24 protein-coding genes and 2 pseudogenes are annotated in these 21242 nt (G+C 62.4%); 19 read left to right on the top strand and 7 right to left on the bottom strand.

Annotation, left to right across the window (positions count from 1 at the left end; all coding sequences use genetic code 11):
- Window positions 1-83 precede the first annotated feature (83 nt).
- From XH92_RS13105 to thiC, 3 genes are all read left to right on the top strand, one after another.
- Window positions 84-866: a thiazole synthase gene (locus XH92_RS13105; protein WP_194459577.1), complete on the top strand. Its 783-nt coding sequence runs from the start codon at window positions 84-86 to the stop codon at window positions 864-866.
- Window positions 853-1461 carry a thiamine phosphate synthase gene (locus XH92_RS13100; protein WP_194459576.1) on the top strand — a complete coding sequence of 203 codons (609 nt, stop codon included), beginning with the start codon at window positions 853-855 and terminating at the stop codon, window positions 1459-1461. The genes XH92_RS13105 and XH92_RS13100 overlap by 14 nt, the downstream gene beginning before the upstream one ends.
- Before the next feature lie 164 nt (window positions 1462-1625).
- Complete coding sequence (gene thiC, locus XH92_RS13095; RefSeq protein WP_194459575.1) at window positions 1626-3524, top strand: phosphomethylpyrimidine synthase ThiC; 1899 nt, start codon at window positions 1626-1628, stop codon at window positions 3522-3524.
- A gap of 126 nt (window positions 3525-3650) precedes the next feature.
- Here the strand turns inward: thiC and XH92_RS13090 are convergent, their stop codons facing one another.
- Complete coding sequence (locus tag XH92_RS13090) at window positions 3651-4238, bottom strand: nuclear transport factor 2 family protein (protein WP_210345552.1); 588 nt, start codon at window positions 4236-4238, stop codon at window positions 3651-3653.
- Between the two features lie 98 nt (window positions 4239-4336).
- Between XH92_RS13090 and XH92_RS13085 the strand changes: the two genes are divergently transcribed.
- Both XH92_RS13085 and XH92_RS13080 read left to right on the top strand, forming a co-directional pair.
- Window positions 4337-5185 (top strand): LysR family transcriptional regulator, encoded by an 849-nt coding sequence (locus tag XH92_RS13085; RefSeq protein WP_194459574.1) that lies wholly within the window; start codon window positions 4337-4339, stop codon window positions 5183-5185.
- Between the two features lie 253 nt (window positions 5186-5438).
- Window positions 5439-5692: pseudogene (locus tag XH92_RS13080) on the top strand (phosphomethylpyrimidine synthase); the annotation flags it as partial.
- A 73-nt stretch (window positions 5693-5765) separates the two neighbouring features.
- Here the strand turns inward: XH92_RS13080 and XH92_RS13075 are convergent.
- On the bottom strand, window positions 5766-7145 hold the full coding sequence (locus XH92_RS13075; protein ID WP_194459573.1) for a hypothetical protein: 1380 nt from the start codon (window positions 7143-7145) through the stop codon (window positions 5766-5768).
- Between the two features lie 243 nt (window positions 7146-7388).
- On the opposite strand from XH92_RS13075, the pseudogene XH92_RS13070 reads away from it, so the two are divergent.
- From XH92_RS13070 to XH92_RS13060, 3 genes and pseudogenes are all read left to right on the top strand, one after another.
- Window positions 7389-7580: pseudogene (locus tag XH92_RS13070) on the top strand (hypothetical protein); the annotation flags it as partial.
- A gap of 118 nt (window positions 7581-7698) precedes the next feature.
- On the top strand, window positions 7699-8586 hold the full coding sequence (locus XH92_RS13065) for a ParA family protein (protein WP_194459572.1): 888 nt from the start codon (window positions 7699-7701) through the stop codon (window positions 8584-8586).
- Window positions 8583-9023 (top strand): hypothetical protein, encoded by a 441-nt coding sequence (locus XH92_RS13060; protein WP_194459571.1) that lies wholly within the window; start codon window positions 8583-8585, stop codon window positions 9021-9023. Before XH92_RS13065 ends, XH92_RS13060 begins: the two co-directional genes overlap by 4 nt.
- A 472-nt stretch (window positions 9024-9495) precedes the next feature.
- Here XH92_RS13060 and XH92_RS13055 read toward each other — a convergent pair whose 3' ends face one another.
- Entirely contained in the window at window positions 9496-11154 is a 1659-nt protein-coding gene (locus XH92_RS13055) for an NAD(P)/FAD-dependent oxidoreductase (RefSeq protein WP_194459570.1), read from the bottom strand.
- Window positions 11155-11319: 165 nt separating this feature from the next.
- Here XH92_RS13055 and XH92_RS13050 point away from each other — a divergent pair, with 165 nt between their 5' ends.
- Complete coding sequence (locus XH92_RS13050; RefSeq protein ID WP_194459569.1) at window positions 11320-11715, top strand: hypothetical protein; 396 nt, start codon at window positions 11320-11322, stop codon at window positions 11713-11715.
- A 298-nt stretch (window positions 11716-12013) separates the two neighbouring features.
- Here XH92_RS13050 and XH92_RS13045 read toward each other — a convergent pair whose 3' ends face one another.
- Window positions 12014-12559 (bottom strand): phosphohydrolase, encoded by a 546-nt coding sequence (locus tag XH92_RS13045; RefSeq protein ID WP_194459568.1) that lies wholly within the window; start codon window positions 12557-12559, stop codon window positions 12014-12016.
- 80 nt (window positions 12560-12639) lie between these two features.
- Here XH92_RS13045 and XH92_RS13040 point away from each other — a divergent pair, with 80 nt between their 5' ends.
- Window positions 12640-13155, top strand: coding sequence for a mismatch-specific DNA-glycosylase (locus tag XH92_RS13040; RefSeq protein WP_194459567.1), 516 nt, complete (start codon window positions 12640-12642; stop codon window positions 13153-13155).
- Window positions 13156-13197: 42 nt separating this feature from the next.
- Here the strand turns inward: XH92_RS13040 and XH92_RS13035 are convergent, their stop codons facing one another.
- Complete coding sequence (locus tag XH92_RS13035) at window positions 13198-13632, bottom strand: hypothetical protein (RefSeq protein WP_194459566.1); 435 nt, start codon at window positions 13630-13632, stop codon at window positions 13198-13200.
- On the opposite strand from XH92_RS13035, the gene XH92_RS13030 reads away from it, so the two are divergent.
- The 4 genes from XH92_RS13030 to XH92_RS13015 all read left to right on the top strand — a co-directional run bounded on the left by XH92_RS13030 (window position 13620) and on the right by XH92_RS13015 (window position 16407).
- Window positions 13620-14255 (top strand): YeeE/YedE family protein, encoded by a 636-nt coding sequence (locus XH92_RS13030; protein ID WP_371818002.1) that lies wholly within the window; start codon window positions 13620-13622, stop codon window positions 14253-14255. The genes XH92_RS13035 and XH92_RS13030 overlap by 13 nt on opposite strands.
- Before the next feature lie 2 nt (window positions 14256-14257).
- Complete coding sequence (locus tag XH92_RS13025) at window positions 14258-14737, top strand: DUF6691 family protein (RefSeq protein WP_194459564.1); 480 nt, start codon at window positions 14258-14260, stop codon at window positions 14735-14737.
- A 4-nt stretch (window positions 14738-14741) separates the two neighbouring features.
- Entirely contained in the window at window positions 14742-15137 is a 396-nt protein-coding gene (locus XH92_RS13020) for a RidA family protein (protein ID WP_194459563.1), read from the top strand.
- A 328-nt stretch (window positions 15138-15465) separates the two neighbouring features.
- Complete coding sequence (locus XH92_RS13015; RefSeq protein WP_194455593.1) at window positions 15466-16407, top strand: IS110 family transposase; 942 nt, start codon at window positions 15466-15468, stop codon at window positions 16405-16407.
- A gap of 82 nt (window positions 16408-16489) precedes the next feature.
- Here the strand turns inward: XH92_RS13015 and XH92_RS13010 are convergent, their stop codons facing one another.
- Window positions 16490-17251 carry an SOS response-associated peptidase gene (locus XH92_RS13010; RefSeq protein WP_194459562.1) on the bottom strand — a complete coding sequence of 254 codons (762 nt, stop codon included), beginning with the start codon at window positions 17249-17251 and terminating at the stop codon, window positions 16490-16492.
- Window positions 17252-17313: 62 nt separating this feature from the next.
- Here XH92_RS13010 and XH92_RS13005 point away from each other — a divergent pair, with 62 nt between their 5' ends.
- From XH92_RS13005 to XH92_RS12985, 5 genes are all read left to right on the top strand, one after another.
- Window positions 17314-17814 (top strand): hypothetical protein, encoded by a 501-nt coding sequence (locus tag XH92_RS13005; RefSeq protein ID WP_194459561.1) that lies wholly within the window; start codon window positions 17314-17316, stop codon window positions 17812-17814.
- Between the two features lie 42 nt (window positions 17815-17856).
- Window positions 17857-18276 (top strand): NUDIX hydrolase, encoded by a 420-nt coding sequence (locus XH92_RS13000; RefSeq protein ID WP_194459560.1) that lies wholly within the window; start codon window positions 17857-17859, stop codon window positions 18274-18276.
- An 85-nt stretch (window positions 18277-18361) separates the two neighbouring features.
- Window positions 18362-18739 (top strand): TIGR02301 family protein, encoded by a 378-nt coding sequence (locus XH92_RS12995; RefSeq protein ID WP_176529752.1) that lies wholly within the window; start codon window positions 18362-18364, stop codon window positions 18737-18739.
- Complete coding sequence (locus XH92_RS12990) at window positions 18729-19385, top strand: HAD family hydrolase (RefSeq protein WP_194459559.1); 657 nt, start codon at window positions 18729-18731, stop codon at window positions 19383-19385. Before XH92_RS12995 ends, XH92_RS12990 begins: the two co-directional genes overlap by 11 nt.
- A 155-nt stretch (window positions 19386-19540) precedes the next feature.
- Window positions 19541-19807, top strand: coding sequence for a hypothetical protein (locus XH92_RS12985; protein WP_028332620.1), 267 nt, complete (start codon window positions 19541-19543; stop codon window positions 19805-19807).
- A gap of 71 nt (window positions 19808-19878) precedes the next feature.
- Here the strand turns inward: XH92_RS12985 and XH92_RS12980 are convergent, their stop codons facing one another.
- A complete protein-coding gene (locus XH92_RS12980) occupies window positions 19879-21213 on the bottom strand; it encodes a dihydroorotase (protein ID WP_194459558.1) in 1335 nt (444 codons plus the stop codon).
- Window positions 21214-21242: the final 29 nt, after the last annotated feature.

Raw genomic sequence — 21242 nt, 5'->3', positions numbered from 1 at the left:
TCTCGGTTCACGGCGTGGCCTCTGGAATACTGGATCCCCGCTTTCGCGGGGATGACGACCTCATTTGAGGAGACACCCCGGACATGGTGAATTTCTACGGCAAATCCTTCCCCTCCCGCCTGCTGATCGGCACCGCGCTGTACGCCTCGCCCGCGATCATGCAGGGCGCAATCCGCGCCTCCGGCGCCAGCATCGTCACCGTATCACTCCGCCGAGAAGCCGCGGGCGGCAAGACCGGCGATGCATTCTGGTCGCTGATCCGCGAGCTCGGCGTCACCGTGCTGCCGAACACCGCGGGCTGCCGCAGCGTGCGCGAGGCGGTGACCACGGCAAAGCTGGCGCGCGAATTGTTCGGCACGCCCTGGATCAAGCTCGAGGTGATCGCGGACAACGACACGCTGCAGCCCGACGTGGTCGGCCTGGTCGAGGCCGCCACCATCCTGGTCAAGGACGGCTTTGAGGTGTTCCCCTATTGCACCGAGGATCTCTCGGTCGCATCGCGGCTGGTCGAGGCCGGCTGCAAGGTGGTGATGCCGTGGGCAGCGCCGATCGGAAGTGCAAAGGGCATCACCAACCGCGATGCGCTGAAACTGCTGCGCGACCGCCTGCCCGACATCACGCTGGTGGTCGACGCCGGACTTGGCGCGCCGTCGCATGCGGCGCAGGCGCTCGAGCTCGGCTATGACGCCGTGCTGCTCAACACCGCAGTGGCGAAAGCCGCCGATCCGGTCGCGATGGCCAATGCCTTCCGCCTCGGCGTCGAGGCCGGCCGCACCGCCTACGAAGCCGGGCTGATGGAAGCCCGCGATTTCGCCTCCCCCTCCACCCCTGTCGTTGGGACCCCGTTCTGGCATGCCGTATCCTGATCCGTTCTATCCCGTCGTCGACAGCATCAAATGGGTCGAGCGACTGACCAAGCTCGGCGTCGGCACCATCCAGCTGCGCGCGAAAGAGCTCGACGATGCCGGGGCGTTGCAGATCGTCAGCGATGCGCTGGCCGTGACCAAGGGCACGGGCACAAAACTCGTGGTCAACGATTACTGGCGCGCGGCGATCGTCGCCGGCGCCGAGCATCTGCATCTCGGCCAAGAAGACCTCGCCGATGCCGATCTCGCCGAGATCCGTAAAGCGCGGCTCACGCTCGGCGTCTCCACCCATGACGACGCCGAGCTTGCGACCGCGCTTGCCGCAAAGCCGGACTATGTCGCGCTCGGCCCGATCTTCTTCACCACGCTGAAGTCGATGCGGTTCGAGCCGCAGGGCATTCCGAAGATCACCGAGTGGAAGAAGCGGATCGGCGCGATCCCGCTTGTCGCGATCGGCGGCATCAAGTTCGAGCACGCGGCCGAGATCTTCGCCGCCGGCGCCGACTCGATCGCCGTCGTCAGTGACGTCACCCAGAACGCCGACCCCGACGCGCGGGTGCGGCAATGGCTCGGCCTCAGCGCGGAGGCCGCGTGATGAGAGCACCAACACCCGTTCACCGTCACCCTGAGGTGGCCGCTTCTTCAGCGGCCCTCGAAGGGCGACGGCCCGGCTCGTCGACCCTTCGAGGCGCGCAAGAGCGCGCACCTCAGGGTGACGAGGTCAACATTTCGCACACGAATTAAAACGGAGGATCCCTCATGAACATCCGCTCCAACCCCGACACCACGCTCCCCGCCGTCACCACAGGCTCGCTGCCCGCCTCGCGCAAGATCTTCGCGACGCCCGCCGCCGCGCCGGACGTGCGCGTGCCGCTGCGCGAGATCATCCTGTCGGAAGGCGCCGGCGAGCCCAACCTGCCGGTCTACGACACCTCCGGCCCCTACACCGATCCGGCCGTGACGATCGACGTCAACAGCGGCCTACCGCGCAATCGCCTCGCTTGGGTCAAGGAGCGCGGCGGCGTCGAGGAGTATGAAGGCCGCACCATCAAGCCGGAGGACAACGGCAATGTCGGCGCATCCCACGCCGCCAAGGCGTTCACCGCGCATCACAAGCCCTTGCGCGGCCTCGACGGCCACAGGATCACCCAGCTCGAATTCGCCCGCGCCGGCATCATCACCAAGGAGATGATCTACGTCGCCGAGCGCGAGAATCTCGGCCGCAAGCAACAGCTCGAGCGCGCGGAAGCCGCGCTTGCCGACGGCGAAAGTTTTGGCGCCTCGGTGCCGGCCTTCATCACGCCGGAATTCGTCCGCGACGAGATCGCGCGCGGCCGCGCCATCATCCCGTCCAACATCAACCATGCCGAGCTCGAGCCGATGATCATCGGCCGCAACTTCCTGACCAAGATCAACGCCAATATCGGCAACTCGGCGGTGACCTCGTCGGTCGAGGAAGAGGTGGACAAGATGGTGTGGGCGATCCGCTGGGGCGCCGACACCGTGATGGACCTCTCGACCGGCCGCAACATCCACACCACCCGTGAATGGATTCTGCGCAATTCGCCGGTGCCGATTGGCACCGTTCCCATTTATCAGGCGCTGGAGAAGTGCGAAGGCGATCCGGTCAAGCTGACCTGGGAACTCTACAAGGACACCCTGATCGAGCAGTGCGAACAGGGCGTCGACTATTTCACCATCCACGCCGGCGTGCGGCTGTCCTACATCCACCTCACCGCCAACCGCGTCACCGGCATCGTGTCGCGCGGCGGCTCGATCATGGCGAAGTGGTGCCTCGCGCATCACAAGGAGAGCTTCCTCTACACCCATTTCGACGAGATTTGCGACCTCATGCGCAAGTATGACGTCTCGTTCTCGCTCGGCGACGGCCTGCGCCCCGGCTCGATCGCCGACGCCAACGACCGCGCCCAGTTCGCCGAACTGGAGACGCTCGGCGAATTGACGAAGATCGCGTGGGACAAGGGCTGCCAGGTCATGATCGAGGGCCCCGGCCACGTGCCGATGCACAAGATCAAGATCAACATGGACAAGCAGCTCAAGGAATGCGGCGAGGCGCCGTTCTATACGTTGGGCCCGCTGACCACCGACATCGCGCCGGGCTATGACCACATCACCTCGGGCATTGGTGCCGCGATGATCGGCTGGTTCGGCTGCGCGATGCTCTGCTACGTCACGCCGAAGGAGCATCTGGGCCTGCCCGACCGCAACGACGTCAAGGTCGGCGTCATCACCTACAAGATCGCGGCCCACGCGGCTGACTTGGCCAAGGGCCACCCCGCCGCGCAGCTCCGCGACGATGCGCTCTCCCGCGCCCGCTTCGACTTCCGCTGGCAGGACCAGTTCAACCTCGGCCTCGATCCCGAGACCGCGAAGAACTTCCACGACGAGACGCTGCCGAAGGAAGCCCACAAGGTCGCGCATTTCTGCTCGATGTGTGGCCCGAAATTCTGCTCGATGAAGATCACCCAGGACGTGCGGGATTACGCGGCGACGCTGAACGATCCGACCGGCGTCGGGGCGTCGATCTCAGGCACCATCGAGGACGGCATGGCGACGATGAGCGCCAAGTTCAAGGAGATGGGCGAGAACCTGTATCTCGATGCGGACAAGGTGAAGGAGAGCAATCGGGTGTTGTGACCCTTCCGCTCGTCATGCCCGAGCAAAAGTGCGAAGCGCGTCTTCGTGCTGGATGACCCGGGCATCCATCCGGGACAAAAAGCCGGGCGAGGGCCCGGCTTTTTTTTGGCGAGGCCCCCGTCTGTGCTACTGCGTCCTGGACGACGCCGAACGCACGGCGTTCTGATAGTCGCCAAGAAGCCCAGCATCTTCAATTGAGCCGTGATGGTGCATCTGCCGCCAGCGACCATTGGTCAGTTGATAAATGCGTGTCGTGCGAATGTTGAGATTCTTGACGGCATCGCCATCATGGTACGTGCCGCGCTCACGTCCTACAGCCCAGAATACATCGCCGGCACGATGGATTGTGTAGTCCCAAAATTCGACGTGAACGTCCGCCGGGCTCTTGAATATCCCCTCGTACATTTTGTGCGGCACATCCATCCCTCGCCGAATTCCTCCGAGAGGATTGTCAATGGCGACCTCTTCGGAATGGGCAAAGTTGTCGTCGATCATCTTCAGATCGCGAGTATTGAAGGCGCGGTAGAATTGGACCAACGCCTGCTGAGGCTCGCTCAAATCTCCAAGATTCTCCTTACCCGTAATCGGATCTTGGATCGGCTTCGTGCCTTGATTCTCATCGGCAAAAACCGGCGTTGAGAGCAACGCGATATGGGTTGCCGAAGCGAACATGACTGATGTGAGCAACCTCCTATGGGACAGCGCGGCCGACATGGCTCCTCCTTTCGGCTTGCGATACACATTCCCGCGCTAAATCTACCACCAGAAAAAATGCTGCTCGATTGGCAACCATGCTGTAGTAAACTGCAAAAATGCAGGAGCTCGATTGGGACGATCTGCGATACGTTCTCTCCTTGGCGCGCACGCGCCGCATCTCGGGCGCGGCGAAGAAGCTTGGCGTCAATACAACCACAGTCGCTCGGCGCATTGCGCGGGTTGAAGAGCTGTTGAAAGCGCGTTTGTTTGAGCACAACGCAGGCATTCTGACGCCGACCAGCTGCGGCCAAATCGTCATCAGCCGAGCCGAGCGCATCGAGCTTGATGTCGACGCGGTCAAGGAGAGCGTGACGAATGCCGACAGGGTTGAAGCCGGCAAAGTGCGCGTGACGGCAATGCCGCTGCTGCTAAACCATATTCTGATCCCCGCACTTCCGGCTTTCCTGCGATCGCACGGACGGTTGCAGATCGAACTTGCCGCCGACCCCCGCAATCTCAGTGTGACGAACCGCGAGGCCGACGTCGCCTTGCGGATGGCGCGACCGGATAGCGAGTGTCGCCTGGTCGCGCGTCGGGTCGCCATGTTCGATTACGCGGTCTACGCCATGTCGAATGTGAACCATGCTTTGCCTTGGATCACATATGACGCCACGTGGTCTCACTTGCCGCACACGCGTTGGATGGCGAAAGCGATGGCATCGGATCCGGAATCGGAAGCATCTGTTAGGGTCAATGACTCGGACTTGGCCCTCCATGCGGTTCGCGCCGGTTTGGGCCGGTCGCTGCTGCCCTGCCGCATAGCGGATAAGATTCCTGAGCTGTATCGTTTGAGCGGCGCAAGGCCTGTTCTCTCTCGCGAAATGTGGCTGATCGTCCATCCCGATCTCAAGCATTTGGCGCGCGTCAGAGCGGTGATGTCATGGATCGAGCAGGTCATGACCTAAAGCATGATCCGGAAAAGTGCGAAGCGGTTTTCCGGAAAGATCATGCTCAAACAAAGAGCTAAAGCGCGACGACGATTCAACCTGATCTCATCGCGCTTTAGCGGCGGCTTAACTCCGGAATGTCAGACCGCGTGCTCAAGCGAGCCCGGATGAGCGAAGCGGCATCCGGGGTTGAGCGTGTCCCGCACATCGCGCGCTCATGCGGGTCGCCAGTCCGTAGGGTGGGTTAGCCGGAGGCCTCCGATTGAGTGGCGACGAGACCCTGCCGAAGGAAGCCCACAAAGTCGCGCATTCTGCTCGATGTGCGGCCCGAAATTCTGCTCGATGAGGATCACTCAGGACGTCCGGGATTACGCGGCGACGCTGAACGATCCGCCCGGCGTCGGGGCGTCGATCTCAGGCACCATCGAAGACGGCATGGCGACGATGAGCGCCAAGTTCAAGGAGATGGGCGAGAACCTGTATCTCGACGCGGATAAGGTGAAGGAGAGCAATCGGGTGTTGTGAGGCACAGCGTTGGCCCGACGGTGACAACTCCGTCGGGCCAACATCCACGAAATCTAGGCCGGACCAATAAACCTCACTCGGCCGCCTGTTCCTTGATCAGCTGCTTTTCAAACTCGCCTACCATGAACAAGTACGAGTTCTCGCTCTTGGCGACCTTCTGAGGGTCGAATCCCGCCATCTCCATGGGCATTTTGAAAGCGCCGACCAAGATTTTCATATGGCGATCAAGGAAAGCTTCCGGATCCGTCAGCCAACGGATCTTTCCGTCGCTAATCTCCATTAGCGCCTTCAATCCGTAGAGGATGGGAAGAACGAAGCCATCAGGAACGCCAAATTTGGAGGGCTGTTGCGTGAAGGGAGAATATGCGCTCCCCTTCTTGGGGACCTTGACTGCGCTGATCTTGCCAAATTTTCCATTGGTTGACTTGTTATATGCGTCACCCATTTCGACAAAGATCTTGTCGTAAAGCGCGGGCAGAACCGACAGAACGTCAAACGCGCTCCCGATTGCGGGATTATGCATTTCGTACTGAGGACCATTCTTCTGCTTCGATACCGCCGGATGCTCCATCAACTTATCAAAGAGCATCGAAAGCTCCCCCTTGTTTCGGTAAATGTTCTGGGGCAGCACCGAGAAGTTAAGCGGCGATCCCTTTTCCGTTTGCGTCGGAAGCAATCCGGCATCGCTCAAGTTTGTAAGCGGGATCCAAGCCAAGGCAATCAGATCCCTAGCCTTGATCGGACGATTGTCATCACTGCCCCACTCATTCGTCTTCCACTCAATCCGGTCGGCAAGATATTTGGGCATACGCTTGCGAATCTCCTCATAGAAGCCCCGTTGATTGGCCTTAGCCTCTGTGGTGAGCTGCGCATTGTTGTTGCGAGCAGCACAAATCTCGATCAACGCCAGCCGAAAGTCGTTCACCGTCCCTTCGTCGTCGGGGTTTGAGGGCAAGAGCAGTTCGACCGGGACCTTGAAGTTGAATTGATCCCGCATGGCATACACCTCGTCGCGGTGAGCAAGCCATGCAGCTTTCATGTCTTCCCAGAGCTTCAGCTTTTTAACCTCCTTCTCATCCATCACATGACTGAGAATAAAGGTGCCGAGAGCCAACATGTTGTGACCACCATCCAACAACCCCTCGTAGGCCGGATCGGCGAAGTTCAGCTCGTAACGTTTGCGATCAAGTTCTGTAAAGTCTGACGTCCCCAAAAGAATGCCTTTGGTCTTAAACTGAAAGATCTCAGGCGTATCGCGAACGCTCCCGATGATATCCGCAACGACCCCGTTCGCTTTGGCCGAGCGGGGGTTTGCATCGAGCGTCGCATCGTCGAACAAGCTCAAGATATTGCGAGCCGGCACAAACCCAATAACCCGCTTAATCGGGCCATCAGCCTGTTCGGCGGCCTGTTCAAATCTGATGATCGTCTTGTAGGGGGAGGTGGTATTCATGGTTCTCTTTGTCCATCAAAAGAGAACCGGTCTTGCCGTACAGGCACAGGATCACGTTACGCTGGCCCCACCTATCACAGGTGATCAAGCGTCCGCTTTTCAGCGACTGACGACCGAAACCGGTTCGGTCCAACTTTGCCCTTCCGGGCGTGAACACCGCCGTCCGGCGGTGATTCCCTCACGGGAACCCCTAAACAATGGTGGCATAAAGTCAAAAAGTCAAGCTATGCGTGCAACGCCACGGTCGCGCATTTCTGCTCAATGTACGGCCCGAAGTTCTGCTCAATGAAGATCACCCAGGACGTGCGGGATTACGCCGCGACGCTGAACGACAAGGAACAGGGCATGGCGCAGATGAGCGCCAAGTTCAAGGAGATGGGCGAGAGCGTGTATCTCGACGCGGAGAAGGTGAACGAGAGTAACAGGGTGTTGTGAAGGGTCTCGCAACTGTCCTCAAGAGGAAACCTCGCCGACCGGCAACTTTTGGTTGCCGGTCGGCTTATTTTCCGCAATGCTTCCATTTTTCAAAGCATACTGCATTTTGGGGGAGGCTATGGCTGGCAACAAGAGTCCCAAGACGATTGCTACAATCAATTTCAAGGGCGGCGTTGGAAAAACAACGGTTACGTGGTGCCTTGCGGACACCCTCGCAACTTACTCCAATGCGAGCGTTCTAATGTTTGACCTCGACGCGCAGATGTCTCTGACTCAAGCTGTGGGTCTGAACGAAGACAGCGGCTCGCTGCACGCCGCCTTTGGGACTTGGTACGACAAATGTGTCACAGATCGAAGAACAGTCTTCGACGCAATCGATCAATACACTAAGCCGGGCGCCCATTTCAATTTCCCAATCGCGTACGATTTTATCTATCAAATAACCAAGGGACTTCACTTCGTTCCGTCCGTGGAGGATCTCTATTGGCTAGAACTCGAACTCTTCGACCGCGATCAAATGAAGGACTTTATGCGGCGACTGCTAGGAAAGATTGAGCACTCCAATAAAGTCACGGAGTACGACTACGTTCTCTTCGATTGCCCTCCTTCATTTACGCTGTTGTCGTACAGCGTACTTTCGTGCTGCGATTTGGTTCTCATACCTGTTAATCCAGACTTCTTTGCATCGAGAGGCGTCAGCTTGCTATTGAATTCCCTCAAGATGCGAATTGAACCCCATCCGACGCCTCAAATCGCGGTTTTTATGAACAAGACCAAGACTTGGGCAAATGCTCCTACCAAGGAGACCACGTTTTATATGAGGCAGATTGAGCAGATATGTAATCGAGCGAACAAAGAGCACGGAATTCGTGCGGCCTTCTTTGACGAAGCCTGGGTTCGCGAAAGAGTTGGCATAAAGCGGGCCATCACAGGTGGTGGCGTTCCGTCGGAACTAGTGGGGGACTTCCAGAGACTTTGGGATGCTTGCTTGGGAGCTATGAAGTGACGACTGAATCTGGATTCCGAAACACTGACGAGGAAGTCCTGAAACTACTTGAGGAATGCGGAGAGCTCAGGCGAACCCTGAAAACGATTAGCTCTCAACTGGCCCGCATCGAAGCCCGCGTCAAAGGAGCCTTTCCCCAGGCAGCCAAGACTTTGAATGATCGACGCACGGCAAATTCAGCCTTGAAAACTAGTACGCTTTCCTCCGAACAGGCTCTTGGGAAATTTGATCGCATTGTCAATCTTGCATCGTCCGGCGCCACTTCGGAAGCGGAAACCTATCTTGCGCGCCAAGCTAGCGCAGATCTATTTGCCATTGCGAAGGAGGTCGGCGTCACGTTTCCATCTAGCAAACCCTCCGTTCGCGCCATGCGCGACGCTATTCTCGGGAAGGTTCGAGAAAGCATACTCCTGTCACGACATAGTCGAAGAGAATGAACTCTAGCCCCCTACGCACTAGGAGTTGTTGTCGAGCATTGCGGCAAATTCCTTCCACGGGAAACGCCTGAAGCCGCTTTTTCCGCGCGCACTCTTCCAGCCGAAGGTGCCTTGTCCAATCTCAATGGTACCGAGCAGTAGTCCTCCTCGTCCACGTACTCTAAGGCTAATTGCTGCGCCAGCTTTCGCGATGTCCCACGCTTGCATCGAAACGTTAACTGCATAGCGAGGTTCAACCACTTTCCGCTTCCTTGCCATAAGCCCCTCCGATCGAATCTTTGAAGTAAAAAGGTAGTCCACAGATTACTTAAATCTTAAGTTGTTGTAAAATATGCTTCAACCGACGGCTCCTCGAGCTATGACTTCTGCGTGAGTTAGCTGCTTAGCCCGGATGAGCGAAAGCGACATCCCGGGTCAAGAGTGTCCGCATATGCGGACTGCAAGACCGCTACAGAACGTCTATGACGACACGCTAGCCGCGACCGACTGCCCACAGCCCACTCGTCCCCACCCCAAACTCAATCTCCCGATACCCCTCCGCCGCCACGCCGTTGATGATCCCCAAGAACTTCGGCGTGCCGCCGTTGTAGACGAAGTAGCGCACCGTCCCCTCCTCGTGGCCAGCGACGTTGGAGTTGTAGCCGGTGAACCACGACTTGGCTTTGCGCATCAGCATGATCTCGTACATCTTGACGACATGCGCGGTCCAGCGCTCCTGTGCCTCAAGAGTTGCGTCGGCGCGGGTCAGGCCGCGGTCCCACATGTATTGCAGCAGATTGGTGCACCAGTTGACACCGTTCTCGATGCCGCGCGGGAAGTTGGTGGATGCGGAGGCGCTTTGCGGACCGGTCGGCATTAGCAGGTTCGGGAAGCCGTGGACCATCATGCCGAGGAAGGTCGATGGCGCGTGCTTCCATTTGTCGGCGAGCTTTTCGCCGCCGATGCCTTCGATGTCGATCAGATCATAGGCGCCGGTGATGGCATCGAAACCGGTGGCGTAGACGATGATGTCGAACTCGTAGTCGCGCGCCGTGGTGCGCAGGCCAGTCTCGGTGACGCGCACCAGCGGCGTCTCGGAGAGATCGACGAGATGCACGTTGTCGCGGTTGTAGGCCTCGAAATACCTTGTCTCCAGCGGCAGGCGCTGCACGCCGAAGCCGTGATCCCTCGGGATCAGCTTTTCGGCGACCTTCGGATCATTGACGCGGCCGCGGATGCGATCGGCGATGTATTCGGACAGCTCCGCATTGGCGGCTTCGTCCATGAAGATCTCGCGGAAGTTTGCGAGCCAGATGCCGAAGCCGGGTTCGTCGTAGAGCTTGTCCCACAGCTTAAGCCGCTCCTCGCGGCTCACCTCGTAGAAGCCGCGCTTGTCGGGCCCGTGCACGAAACTGCCCGGCGTCAGCGCGCAGGCGGCGAAAATCTCGTCATAGCGCGCGCGGATGTCGGCCATTTCAGCTTCCGATATCTCGGAGTTGTTGAGCGGCGCGCTCCAGTTCGGCCGGCGCTGGAACACCGTGAGCTCGCCGACCTTGTCGGCGATCTCGCCGATCACCTGAATGCCGGTCGCGCCGGTGCCGATCACCGCGACCTTCTTGCCCGTGAGATCGACCGGCTCGTGCGGCCAGTAGTAGGTATGGAACGAGCGGCCCTTGAAGTCGTCAATGCCGGGCACGCGCGGCATGGTCGGCGCCGAGAGCAGGCCGATCCCCAGCACGACAAAGCGGCAGGTCAACGTGCGGCCGTCGCTAAGCTTGAGCTGCCAGAGATCGCGCGTCGCGTCGAACTGCATCGCCTCGACCTTGCAGCCGAACTGCATGTACTTGCGGAGGTCGAACTTGTCGGCGACGTAATTGAGGTAGCGCAAATTCTCCGGCTGGCCGGAGAAGCGCTCCTTCCAGTGCCATTCGTCGAGCAGCTCGCGCGAGAACGAGAAGCCGTAGGTGTAACTCTCCGAGTCGAAACGGCAGCCGGGATAGCGGTTCCAGTACCAGGTGCCGCCGAGATCGGGCGCGGCTTCCAGCACGGTGGCGTCGACGCCGAGATCGGCGAGCCGCTTGATCTGGTAGATGCCGGCGACGCCGGCGCCGACCACGATCACCTCGTAATGGGTTTTCGCCTCTCCCGTCATGTCCGCTCCCAAAATTCTTCTTGATCTGTTGGGCTGGATTACAGACCCTTTTGCCTGATCAGGCAACCGGGCGCGACGTGCGTTCCGCTCATGCGACTTGCGTTGAGGCGCTGCCTGCACCACATCGATCACTGCAATTCGGCGCACGAGATCCGGACGAGCACCATGACCGACAATCTCACCGGCGTCTGGGACGGCAGCTATGTTCAGCCAGCCGGCATGGTCACGTTCCTGGCGACGCTGATCGACGCCGGCGGCGCGCTCGGCGGCAGCGTGACCGAACCCTGCGCGATGCCGGGCTGCCCGCTCAGCACCCACAACGCCTCGCTCGCGGGCCAGCGGTCCGGCAGCACGGTGTCGTTCGTCAAACGCTACGAGCCGCCGGGCTGCGGCTACGACACCGTCCACTATGAAGGCGCGGTCAATGCCGACGCGACCGAGATCGACGGCCGCTGGAGCATCCGCGGCACGGCGTTCTCGGGAACGTTTTTGATGGTGCGCGCGACGGGGCCGGCGCAGACGGTGGCAGCCGAAGACGAGATCAAGGAGCCGGTGCGCTAGCACCTGATGAGATCAGAGAATCGAGCCGCGACCTCGCCCCGCTTGCGGCAGGACACGCCCCATAGCGCAGGGTGAGGCGCGCGCCTACGTACTTCGGAATAATAGAATAATGCCACTGAGTTGCCCGACATGTCAAGTGGCCGTGTCGAATGCCGGCACGCCGCCGGCTACTGTGCATGGGGTTGTTTTCGATATTTTGTCCATGCGCCCCTGCGGAGGCAGGCCATATGCAGTGAGAGCCCCCTCACCCCGGCCCGCTCCCCGTAAGAACGGGGCCAGGGAGATTTACCGACAGCGCTCAGCCCAGCGCCGCCAGCTCGCGCGCGAGGTTGTCGCGGGCGCGGCCGTCGTATGCAGCGGCGAAACCGGCATCGGGGAAAATCACCTCGCGTGCTGCGAAGTGGCGAAGCACCTTGGCGCGGCCGGCGCGATAGTCGGCGTCGCCGACATGGATTAACTCCTGCCGGATCGCCGCGGCATAGGCGTCGTAGCGCGCGGGCTCGGCGCCGAGGATGCTGAGGTCGATCGAGATCAGGATCGCGCCGAGACGATCGCCGACTTGGACGTCGTGCGTCTTCGTCAAGCGAATCAGGCGGCCGACCTCGTCTCCTATCCCGGCGCGCACGTGTTGCTCGGCGAGCTGCGCGCTGCGCTCCTCATTGTCCGGCCGGGTCGGATCGTAGACCACATCGTGCCACCGGATCGCTTCCGACAGGATCTCGCGTTCGGCCGCGGAGAGCCCGTCGACACGCGCGAGCGCCGCGAGGCAGTCCTCGATATGCGCGAGGTTGTGATAGTGGCGGCCGGGCGCCGTGTAGGCGGCGACTAATTCATCGCGGGTCATTGCCGAGGTATATGACGAGAGCGGCCGAAATGGTAGCGGTCGGGTCCGTCACACCGACGGCAACCTCCACGATCCCTCGAATGCCCGACCGCGACAGCCACCGCCTCCCCGACCAGCTCCGCGCCGATCTGCGCCTCGTCTTCGTCGGCACCGCGGCCAGCACGCGCTCGGCCGCGGTCGGGCATTACTACGCGCATCCCGGCAACCGCTTTTGGCGCGCGCTGCATGAGGCCGGCATCACGCCGCGGCGTTATCGGCCGGACGACTTTGCAGCCTTGCTCGCACTCGGCATCGGCTTCACCGATCTCTGCAAGACCGGCGCCGGGATGGATCATGAGATCGCGCGGGGCTCGTTCGACGTGATCGGCTTCAGGACGAAGATCGAGACATATCGGCCGAAGACCATCGCCTTCACCAGCAAGAAAGCGGCGAGCCTGTTTTACAACAGGCCGACCAGTGCGCTTGTGCTCGGACGGCAGCCACCGATCAGCGGTTTTCCTGACGTGTTCGTGTTGCCGTCGCCGTCGGGTGCGGCATCGGGAAGCTGGACCTTGCAGCCGTGGCGTGAGCTGGCTGAATGGATCGCGAAATCGTAGGATGGGTAGAGCGAAGCGAAACCCATCCTGCGAAGTCCGCCCCTATTCCTTCAACGTGATCGCAAGCCCGCTGAGGTCGACATTGGCCATCAGGCCGATCTGCTTGCCGCTCAGTTCGAGCACCGCGCCGTTCTGGTTGGTCAGCAGGATGCCGCGCACGCCGGCACCGAGCGCAACGCCCATGCCCGCCGCGGCATAGACGCCGGCGATATCCTGGGCGCGGCGGATATTGCGCACCCGCCCCTGCAACGTGGTCTGGGAGCCGCCGAACACGAGGCCGTAGTCCAGCCCGCCGGCCGTCAGCCCGTAGGTCTGGCCGTGGAAGGTCAGGACACCCTTGCCGGCGGAGCCGCCGAAGACCCAGCCGCCCTTGAAGATGACGAGCGTCACCGCGCCCTCGTCGGCCAGCGCGGCGGACGATCCGGTGAGCAGCGCCAGCGCGAGCAGCACGGCGCGGGCGGCGGATGACAATTTCATGGGAAGTTCTCCAGATCGAATCGCGGCAATCCGACCGGGCGGCGGCACCTCGAAATGCCGGCAAAACACGCGGGATTGCGCTTGTTCATGTTGTCGCAGAGTCTATCATCGCCCACATGGTCGCGCGACCATCGGCGCATGTGCGCCCGCCGCTTTGCGCCATCGCTGAGGAGTTTGCGCAACAGGGAGCCGCATCGATGCACGATTTCACCCCAGTTTCCGGCCTACTCGGCGGCGCACTGATCGGCCTCGCCGCGGCGCTCTTGATGCTGCTGACTGGGCGGGTCGCCGGCGTCACCGGCATCGTCGGCGGCTTGCTCCAGCCCGATACCGCCGACCGCCGCTGGCGCATCGCGTTCATCGCGGGGTTAATTGCAGCGCCCCTGATTGCGGCGCTGTTCGGCGCACCGCTGCCGCGACCGGCGATGAACACGAGCCTCGTGGTGATTGCGATCGCGGGCCTTCTGGTCGGGTTCGGCACAAGGATGGGCAATGGCTGCACCTCGGGCCACGGCGTCTGCGGCTTCGCGCGGCTGTCCGGCCGCTCGATCGTGGCCACGTTCATCTTCATGACGGCGGCGATCATAACGGTCGCGATCGTCAGGCACGGGATCGGAGGCTAGCGATGCCGGTTCTTGCAAGCTTCATTTGCGGCCTGATCTTCGGCGCCGGCCTCTTGATCTCGGGCATGACCGATCCGCAGAAGGTGCTCGGCTTCCTCGATCTGTTCGGCGCCTGGGATGCGACGCTCGCCTTCGTGATGGCGGGTGCGGTTGCGGTCGCGGCAACCGGCTTTGCGATCGCGCGGCAGCGTAGCGCGCCGGCCTTCTCGGCGCGCTTCCTGTGGCCCGAACGCAGCGACATCGATGCGCCGCTGGTCGGCGGCGCCGTGCTGTTCGGCATCGGCTGGGGTCTCGCCGGCATCTGCCCCGGCCCCGCGCTGGTCAATCTCGCCGGGCTCTCGCTGCCGATCGTGGTGTTCGTCGCCGCGATGCTGGCCGGCATGATCGGCCAGAATCTCTTCGGCAAGAATCTTTGGCGCCGGCGTGCCGCTTCGCCGCGCGCCATCGAACCTTCTCCCCTTCCATCTCGCGCAGACGGGTGACCTCATGACAGACAACACAGCGATCAAGCACTTCCCTCCTCCGCCCGGCATCCAGGCGCCGCCGCTCTCGCTCGGCGCCCGCGTCGGCGATTTGTTGTTCATCTCCGGCATTCCCGGCTTCGACGCCAACCGCGAGCTGCCCGACGGCTTCGAGGCGCAGTTCGCCAATGTCGTGACCAATTTCAAACGCGTGCTGAATGAAGCCGGCGCGACGATGCGCGATCTCGTCAAGGTCAACGTGCTGCTGACCCGCGCCAGCGACGTTGCCACGATGAACGCGCTCTATGCCGGCGCGTTCGGCCCCGCGCCCTATCCCGCGCGCACCACCTGCGTCGTGGTGGCGCTGCCCAATCCGAAGATGCTGATCGAGATCGAGGGCGTGGCGTCGGTGAAGGGGTGATGCTTCCCTCCTGATGCGCGGGTGATGACACCGAACTTGCTCGCGATCGCGCCACATATTCGCTGTCGTCCCGGCGAAGGCCGGGACCCATAACCGCCGTTGCGAATTGTTAAGCGCTATTGCAACGACGAGTCCTACCTACAACATCCGCCGCGGCGTATGGGTCCCTGTGTCTTGGAAGTCTGTCATGATGAGGGTGGGCGGGAAGCCGTTGGGTCCTTGGCGCTTGACGCCGTGAGCCGGCTCGGTCTCCCGCCCGTTCCATCTACAAACCTGAACAGTTGCACGAGGCTGCGCCAACAGACCTCGCATCACAGGGACAGGCACCGTGATCATAGCTCTTCGTTACGTTGGAATCGACATCTCCAAGAAACACCTCGATATCTTTGATGAGGCTGACGGCGTGCCGAGGCGCATTGCCAACGCGCCACAGGCCATCACACAGCAGGTGGCGCGTTGGCAATGCGCTGCGCTGGTCGTCTTCGAGGCGACGGGTATCTATGACCTCGCGCTTCGCGAGGCGCTGCGTCAGGCCGGGATCCAGTTCGCACGGATCAACCCGGCCCGTGCCCGCGACTTTGCACGGGCTAGCGGCCTACTCGCCAAGACCGATCCGATCGATGCGCGGATGCTGGCGGCCTTTGCACGGGCCATGCAGCCTGCCCCCGAGCAGGTCGCCGATCCTGCACGCAACACTTTGGCGAGGCTTGCAAAACGGCGGGATCAGCTGGTCCTCATGCGCGCCCAGGAGAAGAACCGGCGCAGCGAGGCCGACGATCGCGCAATGGCCGAACGCATTGGCCGCCTCATCGAGGTCCTCGACAGCGAGATCGCCGAGATCGAGGCGGACATCAGTGCATTGATTAAAGCCGAAGCGGAGATCGCGGACGATGCCAAGTTAATGCGTTCGCTGCCCGGCGTGGGTCCGGTAGCCTGCATGCAGCTGATCGCGCAGATGCCGGAACTCGGGCGGGTCGGGCCGAAACAACTCGCAGCGCTCGCTGGCCTGGCTCCCTTCAACGTCGACAGCGGCGCCTTCCGCGGCAAGCGCAAGATTGCGGGCGGCCGAAAGCGCGTTCGTGACGCCCTCTATATGGCGGCCCTCAACGCAGTTCGCAGAGCTGATCCGTTCAAGGCCTTCTATGCACGGCTGCGACAGGCCGGAAAACCAGCCAAACTCGCCCTCATCGCCGTCGCCAGGAAGCTGCTAACGGTCCTCAATGCCATGATGCGAGACCGAAAGCCGTACCTGCAGACCAAACCAACATAACAGTTGCCGGCCTTCGCCGGGACGACGATGTGGGAAGAGCGGCGCGTTATCCTCACGGAGCACACGCAACTTCAATTGGCCCTCAAAACAACGACCCCTGCCCGTCATCCTCGCGCACCGGCGCCTTGCGCGGCGCGGCCTTCTTCGCCACCGGCGCATCCTCCGCGGCGATCTCTTCCGCGGTCATCGGCAGCAGCAGCTGCGCATCGTCGTTGGCAACGGCGTTGACGCGCATCGTCACCTGGTGCCAGGCGAACTCACCGACGTCAGGCCCCTTCAGCATCGGCATCACGTCGTCGACATCGTTCGGCAGGCAATCGAGCCAGCGCGCGAATTGCTCGGGCCGGATCGTGACGGGCACGCGATGATGCAGCTGCGCGAGATCGGGGCTCGCGGGCGCGGTGACGATCGCGACCGTGTCCTGCTCCTCGCCGTTCGGCCCCATCCAGGTTTCGGCGAGCGCTGCGAAAGCGAGCGGATGGCCGTCGCGGCGATGGATGAAGAACGGCCGCTTGCGGCCGCCGGCGTCTTGCCATTCGTAATAGCCGTCGGCCGGGATCAGCGCGCGGCGCCGCTTGATCGCGTTCTTGAAGGCGGGCTTCTCCCGCACCGTCTCGGAGCGGGCGTTGATCAGCAGCGAGAACGTGCGGGGGTCCTTGACCCAGGACGGGATCAGGCCCCAGCGCATCAATTGAAAATGCCGGCCGCCATTCTGCAGCACCACGACGGGGATCGGCTGGGTCGGCGCAACATTATACCGCGGCGGAAAATTCGGCTGTTCGATGTAGCCGAACATCTCTCGCAAGGCCGCCGGCGGCGAGGTAATGACAAAGCGTCCGCACATATCCTGTCCCGGGTGGTATCCGTTTATTCCGCCTTAACTTGGACCGTTAAAGACTGCGAGCAATGACCTCAACGGCCGCCATAGCGGGCTCTTCCCCGCGACCGACGTACCCCGACGAGGCGCGGGCTGCGCAGTTGCGTGCCGCCAACATCAATCCCCGCACCGGGCTTGCGACCGACTACCTCAATCACTTCAACGAAGCCATCATGTTGCTCGAGATGGTGCCGGACCTGCCGGAATGCGCCGACGATTTCCTGGAATGGCAGCCGCTGTCCTATGCCGAGCATTTCACCGCGTCCAATTTCAAGGCACGCGACCTCGCGATCGAGGCCTATGAGATGGCCAACGCCGGTATCCGGGCCGAATTCGATCAGCTCACCGACAGCATGACCAAGATTCTGACCGAGGTTGGCGCCGCCATGCGGCAATTGCAGCAGGACAAGAGCCGGGTCGCGCTCGCCGAGCAGGCGATCGTCTGGGTCAAGCCGCTGGTGATGCAGACCGCCGGCGTCATCAACGGCGCCGCGAAGGCCGATGTCGACAGGATCATGGCGGATGCCTGACTTGTCGGGCATGATGATGCTCGAACCCGATTGTTGATTGCCTTGACCTCTCCCGAACCTCCGATCCGCCCGCAGCTCGCCGTATCAGGCGTGATTTTCCGCGACGGCAAGGTGCTGCTGGTGCGCCGCGCCCGCTCGCCGGGCAAGGGCTTCTATTCGCTGCCCGGCGGCCGGGTCGAGTTCGGCGAGACGCTGCACACCGCCCTGCACCGGGAGATCGACGAGGAAACTGGGCTGCGGGTCGAGATCCTGGGTCTGGCCGGCTGGCGCGAGGTGCTGCCGACCGGTCCCGGCACCGGGCATTACCTGATCATGACGTTCGCAGCGCGCTGGGCCTCCCGCGAACCCGTGCTGAACGACGAGCACGACGATTTCAAATGGCTGGCGCCGGAGGAGATCGGCGACCTCAAGGTCACCGGCGGGCTGCACGAGGTGATTGCGGCCGCCCGGCGGCTGGTTTGAGGGCCGTTTCGGGCGCTTTGGACCGTCCTGCCGCCTTGCCTCGGGCGCATTGAGGGGGCATACCACGGCGATTCCGGAACCCCTGATGATCAGAGCCTTTCTCGCCGTTGTGATCCTGATGTCGGCCTGCCTCGCGACGCCCGCCCGGGCGCAGGACGCGGCTGCGCCGTTCGACGGCGACCTGCAGCGGCTGGCCGAGATCCTCGGCGCCCTGCACTATCTGCGCGGCATCTGCGGCTCCAACGAGGGCGCCAAATGGCGCAACGAGATGCAAGCGCTGATCGACGCCGAAACCCCCTCCGGCGACCGCCGCGCCCGCATGGTTGCGGGCTTCAACCGCGGCTATAACGGCTTCCAGCAGACCTACCGGACCTGCACGCCAGCGGCCACGGTGGCGATCCGCCGCTACATCGAGGAAGGCTCGAAGATCTCGCGCGACCTGACGGCCCGCTATGCCAACTGACCGCACGATCTTCTTCGACCTCGACGGCACCCTGACCGACCCGAAACCCGGCATCACCGGCTCGATCCAGTATGCGCTGGAAAAGCTCGGCCGCCCGGTTCCCAAGCAGGATGAGCTGACCTGGTGCATCGGGCCGCCGCTGCGGGCAAGCTTTGCCACGCTGCTCGGCGGCGAGGAACTCGCCGACCGCGCGGTCGAGCTGTACCGCGAGCGGTTCGGCGATGTCGGGCTGTTCGAGAATGCGGTCTATCCCGATATCGCCGAGGTGCTGGCGGAGCTGCGCGGGCGGCCTGGCCGCATCTTCGTCGCGACCTCGAAACCGCATGTGTTCGCGACGCGGATCGTCGCGCATTTCGGCCTCGGCAGCTATTTCGACCACGTGTTCGGCTCGGAGTTCGATGGAACCCGGGTCAACAAGGTCGACCTGCTGGTCTATGCGCTGGAGCAGACCGGGGCCGATCCGGCGCAGGCGCTGATGATCGGCGACCGCAGCCACGACGTGATCGGAGCTACGCGCAACGGCATCCGCGCGGTCGGCGTCACCTATGGCTACGGCACGCCGGAGGAGCTGACCGAGGCCGGCGCCAGCCATCTGTGCGCCTCGCCGCGCGCGGTGCTGGACCATATCCACAGCTCATTTGGCTGACGGCGGCGGGAACACCCGGAATTCCCCTTCAAATGCCGTGACGGCCGTTAACCTTTTCGAAAGATGTGGGGTTGGCGGTACCCGCATGCGTGATACATCTCGCGGGTCGCAGTGGTTCGCTCCTCGGACCGCGCGCATTCATTTTGCAGAGTTTCATGCGCCATCCAGCGTCCTTCCCCCATCATCAAGACCCGCGTCCCGATCACGAGCAGAAGCAGGCCGCACTGGGCTACCTGAACGAGGCCTGGGCGGAAGCGCGTCACGACGGCGTCGATGGCGACTGCCTCGCGCAGGCGAGCCTGTTTGCGGCGCTCGCCGAGCTGGTCGGCACCTATGGCGAGGATGCGGTGGCGAAGTTCGCCGAGGGCCTCGCCGCGCGGGTGCGCAACGGCGAGTTCTCGCTGGCTCTCGCCCGGCAGTGATCCCACAAAGCGTTTTCGGGCACCGGTTCGCGTGAAAGAAAACGCGTCAACACTCCAGCGCATTTGATGCGCTAGGCCTTCAGCGTCTCCAGGAACCGGACCGGCTCCCCGAGCGAGGGCGTCGTCAGTTCGCCCTGCCACATCACCCGCTTGCCGCGCACGAAGGTGCCGACCGGCCAGCCCTGCACCCGTACGCCGTCATAGGGCGTCCAGCCCGCGCGCGAGGCGACCCATTTGTTGGTGATGGTTTCGCTGCGCTTCAGATCGACCACGGTGAAGTCGGCATCATAGCCCGCCGCGATACGGCCCTTGCAGGCCATGTTGAACAGCCGCGCCGGACCCGCGCTGGTGAGATCGACAAAGCGCTGTAGAGACAGCCGCCCGGCGTTGACGTGATCGAGCATCAAGGGCACCAGCGTCTGCACCCCGGTCATGCCCGACGGCGACGCCGGATAGGTCTTGGCCTTCTCCTCCAGCGTATGCGGCGCGTGGTCCGAGCCGAGCACGTCGATGATGCCCTGCTCGATGCCGTACCAGATGCCGGCGCGATGATCGGCCGTGCGCACCGGCGGGTTCATCTGCGCCAGCGTGCCAAGCCGCTCGTAGCATTCCGGCGCGGCCATCGTGAGGTGGTGCGGCGTCGCCTCGCAGGAGGCGACATCCTTGTGGTCGCGCAGATATAGGATCTCTTCCTTGGTCGAGATGTGCAGCACGTGGATACGCTTGCCGGTCTCGCGCGCCAGCTTGACCAGCCGTTCGGTCGCCATCAGCGCCGCGGTCTCGTCGCGCCACACCGGATGCGAGCGCGGATCGCCCTCGATCCGCAGCGGCTTGCGCTCGTTGAGGCGGTATTCGTCCTCGGCGTGAAACGCGGCGCGGCGCCGGATCACCTGGAAGATCCGCCGCAGGCTCTCGTCATCCTCGACCAGCAGCGCGCCGGTGGAAGAGCCGATGAACACCTTGACGCCGGCGCAGCCCGGCGCGCGCTCGAGCTCCGGCAGGTCCTGCACGTTCTCGCGGGTGCCGCCGATGAAGAACGCGAAATCGCAATGCATGCGATGGTGGCCGCGCTTGATCTTGTCGGTGAACGCCTCTTCGGTGACCGTCAGCGGGTTGGTGTTCGGCATCTCGAACACCGCGGTGACCCCGCCCATCACGGCGCTGCGCGAGCCTGTCTCGAGATCTTCCTTCTGCGTCAGCCCGGGCTCGCGGAAATGCACCTGGGTGTCCATCACGCCCGGCAGGATGTGCAGGCCCTTGCAGTCGATCACCTCACCGGCCGAGGCTCGGCCGAGCGAGCCGATCGCGGCGATACGGCCATTGGTGATGCCGATATCGCGCACGCCCTCGCCGTCCTGATTGACCACGGTGCCGGATTTTAGAATGGTGTCAAATTGCTGATTCATCGGTCCTCGGCGCCCGCTTTCGGGTGTCG

This window comes from Bradyrhizobium sp. CCBAU 53421 (assembly GCF_015291625.1).
In the GTDB taxonomy this organism is placed as follows: domain Bacteria; phylum Pseudomonadota; class Alphaproteobacteria; order Rhizobiales; family Xanthobacteraceae; genus Bradyrhizobium.
The sequence above is the reverse complement of the archived record's forward strand: the minus strand, read 5'-3'. Positions and strand labels throughout refer to the sequence as shown.

Excerpts from the sequence above, each read along its gene's own strand:
- XH92_RS13105 (WP_194459577.1), top strand. The coding sequence starts at position 84 with ATGGTGAATTTCTACGGCAAATCCTTCCCCTCCCGCCTGCTGATCGGC.
- XH92_RS13100 (WP_194459576.1), top strand. The coding sequence starts at position 853 with ATGCCGTATCCTGATCCGTTCTATCCCGTCGTCGACAGCATCAAATGG.
- thiC (WP_194459575.1), top strand. The coding sequence starts at position 1,626 with ATGAACATCCGCTCCAACCCCGACACCACGCTCCCCGCCGTCACCACA.
- XH92_RS13090 (WP_210345552.1), bottom strand. The coding sequence starts at position 4,238 with ATGTCGGCCGCGCTGTCCCATAGGAGGTTGCTCACATCAGTCATGTTC.
- XH92_RS13085 (WP_194459574.1), top strand. The coding sequence starts at position 4,337 with ATGCAGGAGCTCGATTGGGACGATCTGCGATACGTTCTCTCCTTGGCG.
- XH92_RS13075 (WP_194459573.1), bottom strand. The coding sequence starts at position 7,145 with ATGAATACCACCTCCCCCTACAAGACGATCATCAGATTTGAACAGGCC.
- XH92_RS13065 (WP_194459572.1), top strand. The coding sequence starts at position 7,699 with ATGGCTGGCAACAAGAGTCCCAAGACGATTGCTACAATCAATTTCAAG.
- XH92_RS13055 (WP_194459570.1), bottom strand. The coding sequence starts at position 11,154 with ATGACGGGAGAGGCGAAAACCCATTACGAGGTGATCGTGGTCGGCGCC.
- XH92_RS13050 (WP_194459569.1), top strand. The coding sequence starts at position 11,320 with ATGACCGACAATCTCACCGGCGTCTGGGACGGCAGCTATGTTCAGCCA.
- XH92_RS13045 (WP_194459568.1), bottom strand. The coding sequence starts at position 12,559 with ATGACCCGCGATGAATTAGTCGCCGCCTACACGGCGCCCGGCCGCCAC.
- XH92_RS13040 (WP_194459567.1), top strand. The coding sequence starts at position 12,640 with ATGCCCGACCGCGACAGCCACCGCCTCCCCGACCAGCTCCGCGCCGAT.
- XH92_RS13030 (WP_371818002.1), top strand. The coding sequence starts at position 13,620 with ATGACAATTTCATGGGAAGTTCTCCAGATCGAATCGCGGCAATCCGAC.
- XH92_RS13035 (WP_194459566.1), bottom strand. The coding sequence starts at position 13,632 with ATGAAATTGTCATCCGCCGCCCGCGCCGTGCTGCTCGCGCTGGCGCTG.
- XH92_RS13025 (WP_194459564.1), top strand. The coding sequence starts at position 14,258 with ATGCCGGTTCTTGCAAGCTTCATTTGCGGCCTGATCTTCGGCGCCGGC.
- XH92_RS13020 (WP_194459563.1), top strand. The coding sequence starts at position 14,742 with ATGACAGACAACACAGCGATCAAGCACTTCCCTCCTCCGCCCGGCATC.
- XH92_RS13010 (WP_194459562.1), bottom strand. The coding sequence starts at position 17,251 with ATGTGCGGACGCTTTGTCATTACCTCGCCGCCGGCGGCCTTGCGAGAG.
- XH92_RS13005 (WP_194459561.1), top strand. The coding sequence starts at position 17,314 with ATGACCTCAACGGCCGCCATAGCGGGCTCTTCCCCGCGACCGACGTAC.
- XH92_RS12995 (WP_176529752.1), top strand. The coding sequence starts at position 18,362 with ATGATCAGAGCCTTTCTCGCCGTTGTGATCCTGATGTCGGCCTGCCTC.
- XH92_RS12990 (WP_194459559.1), top strand. The coding sequence starts at position 18,729 with ATGCCAACTGACCGCACGATCTTCTTCGACCTCGACGGCACCCTGACC.
- XH92_RS12985 (WP_028332620.1), top strand. The coding sequence starts at position 19,541 with ATGCGCCATCCAGCGTCCTTCCCCCATCATCAAGACCCGCGTCCCGAT.
- XH92_RS12980 (WP_194459558.1), bottom strand. The coding sequence starts at position 21,213 with ATGAATCAGCAATTTGACACCATTCTAAAATCCGGCACCGTGGTCAAT.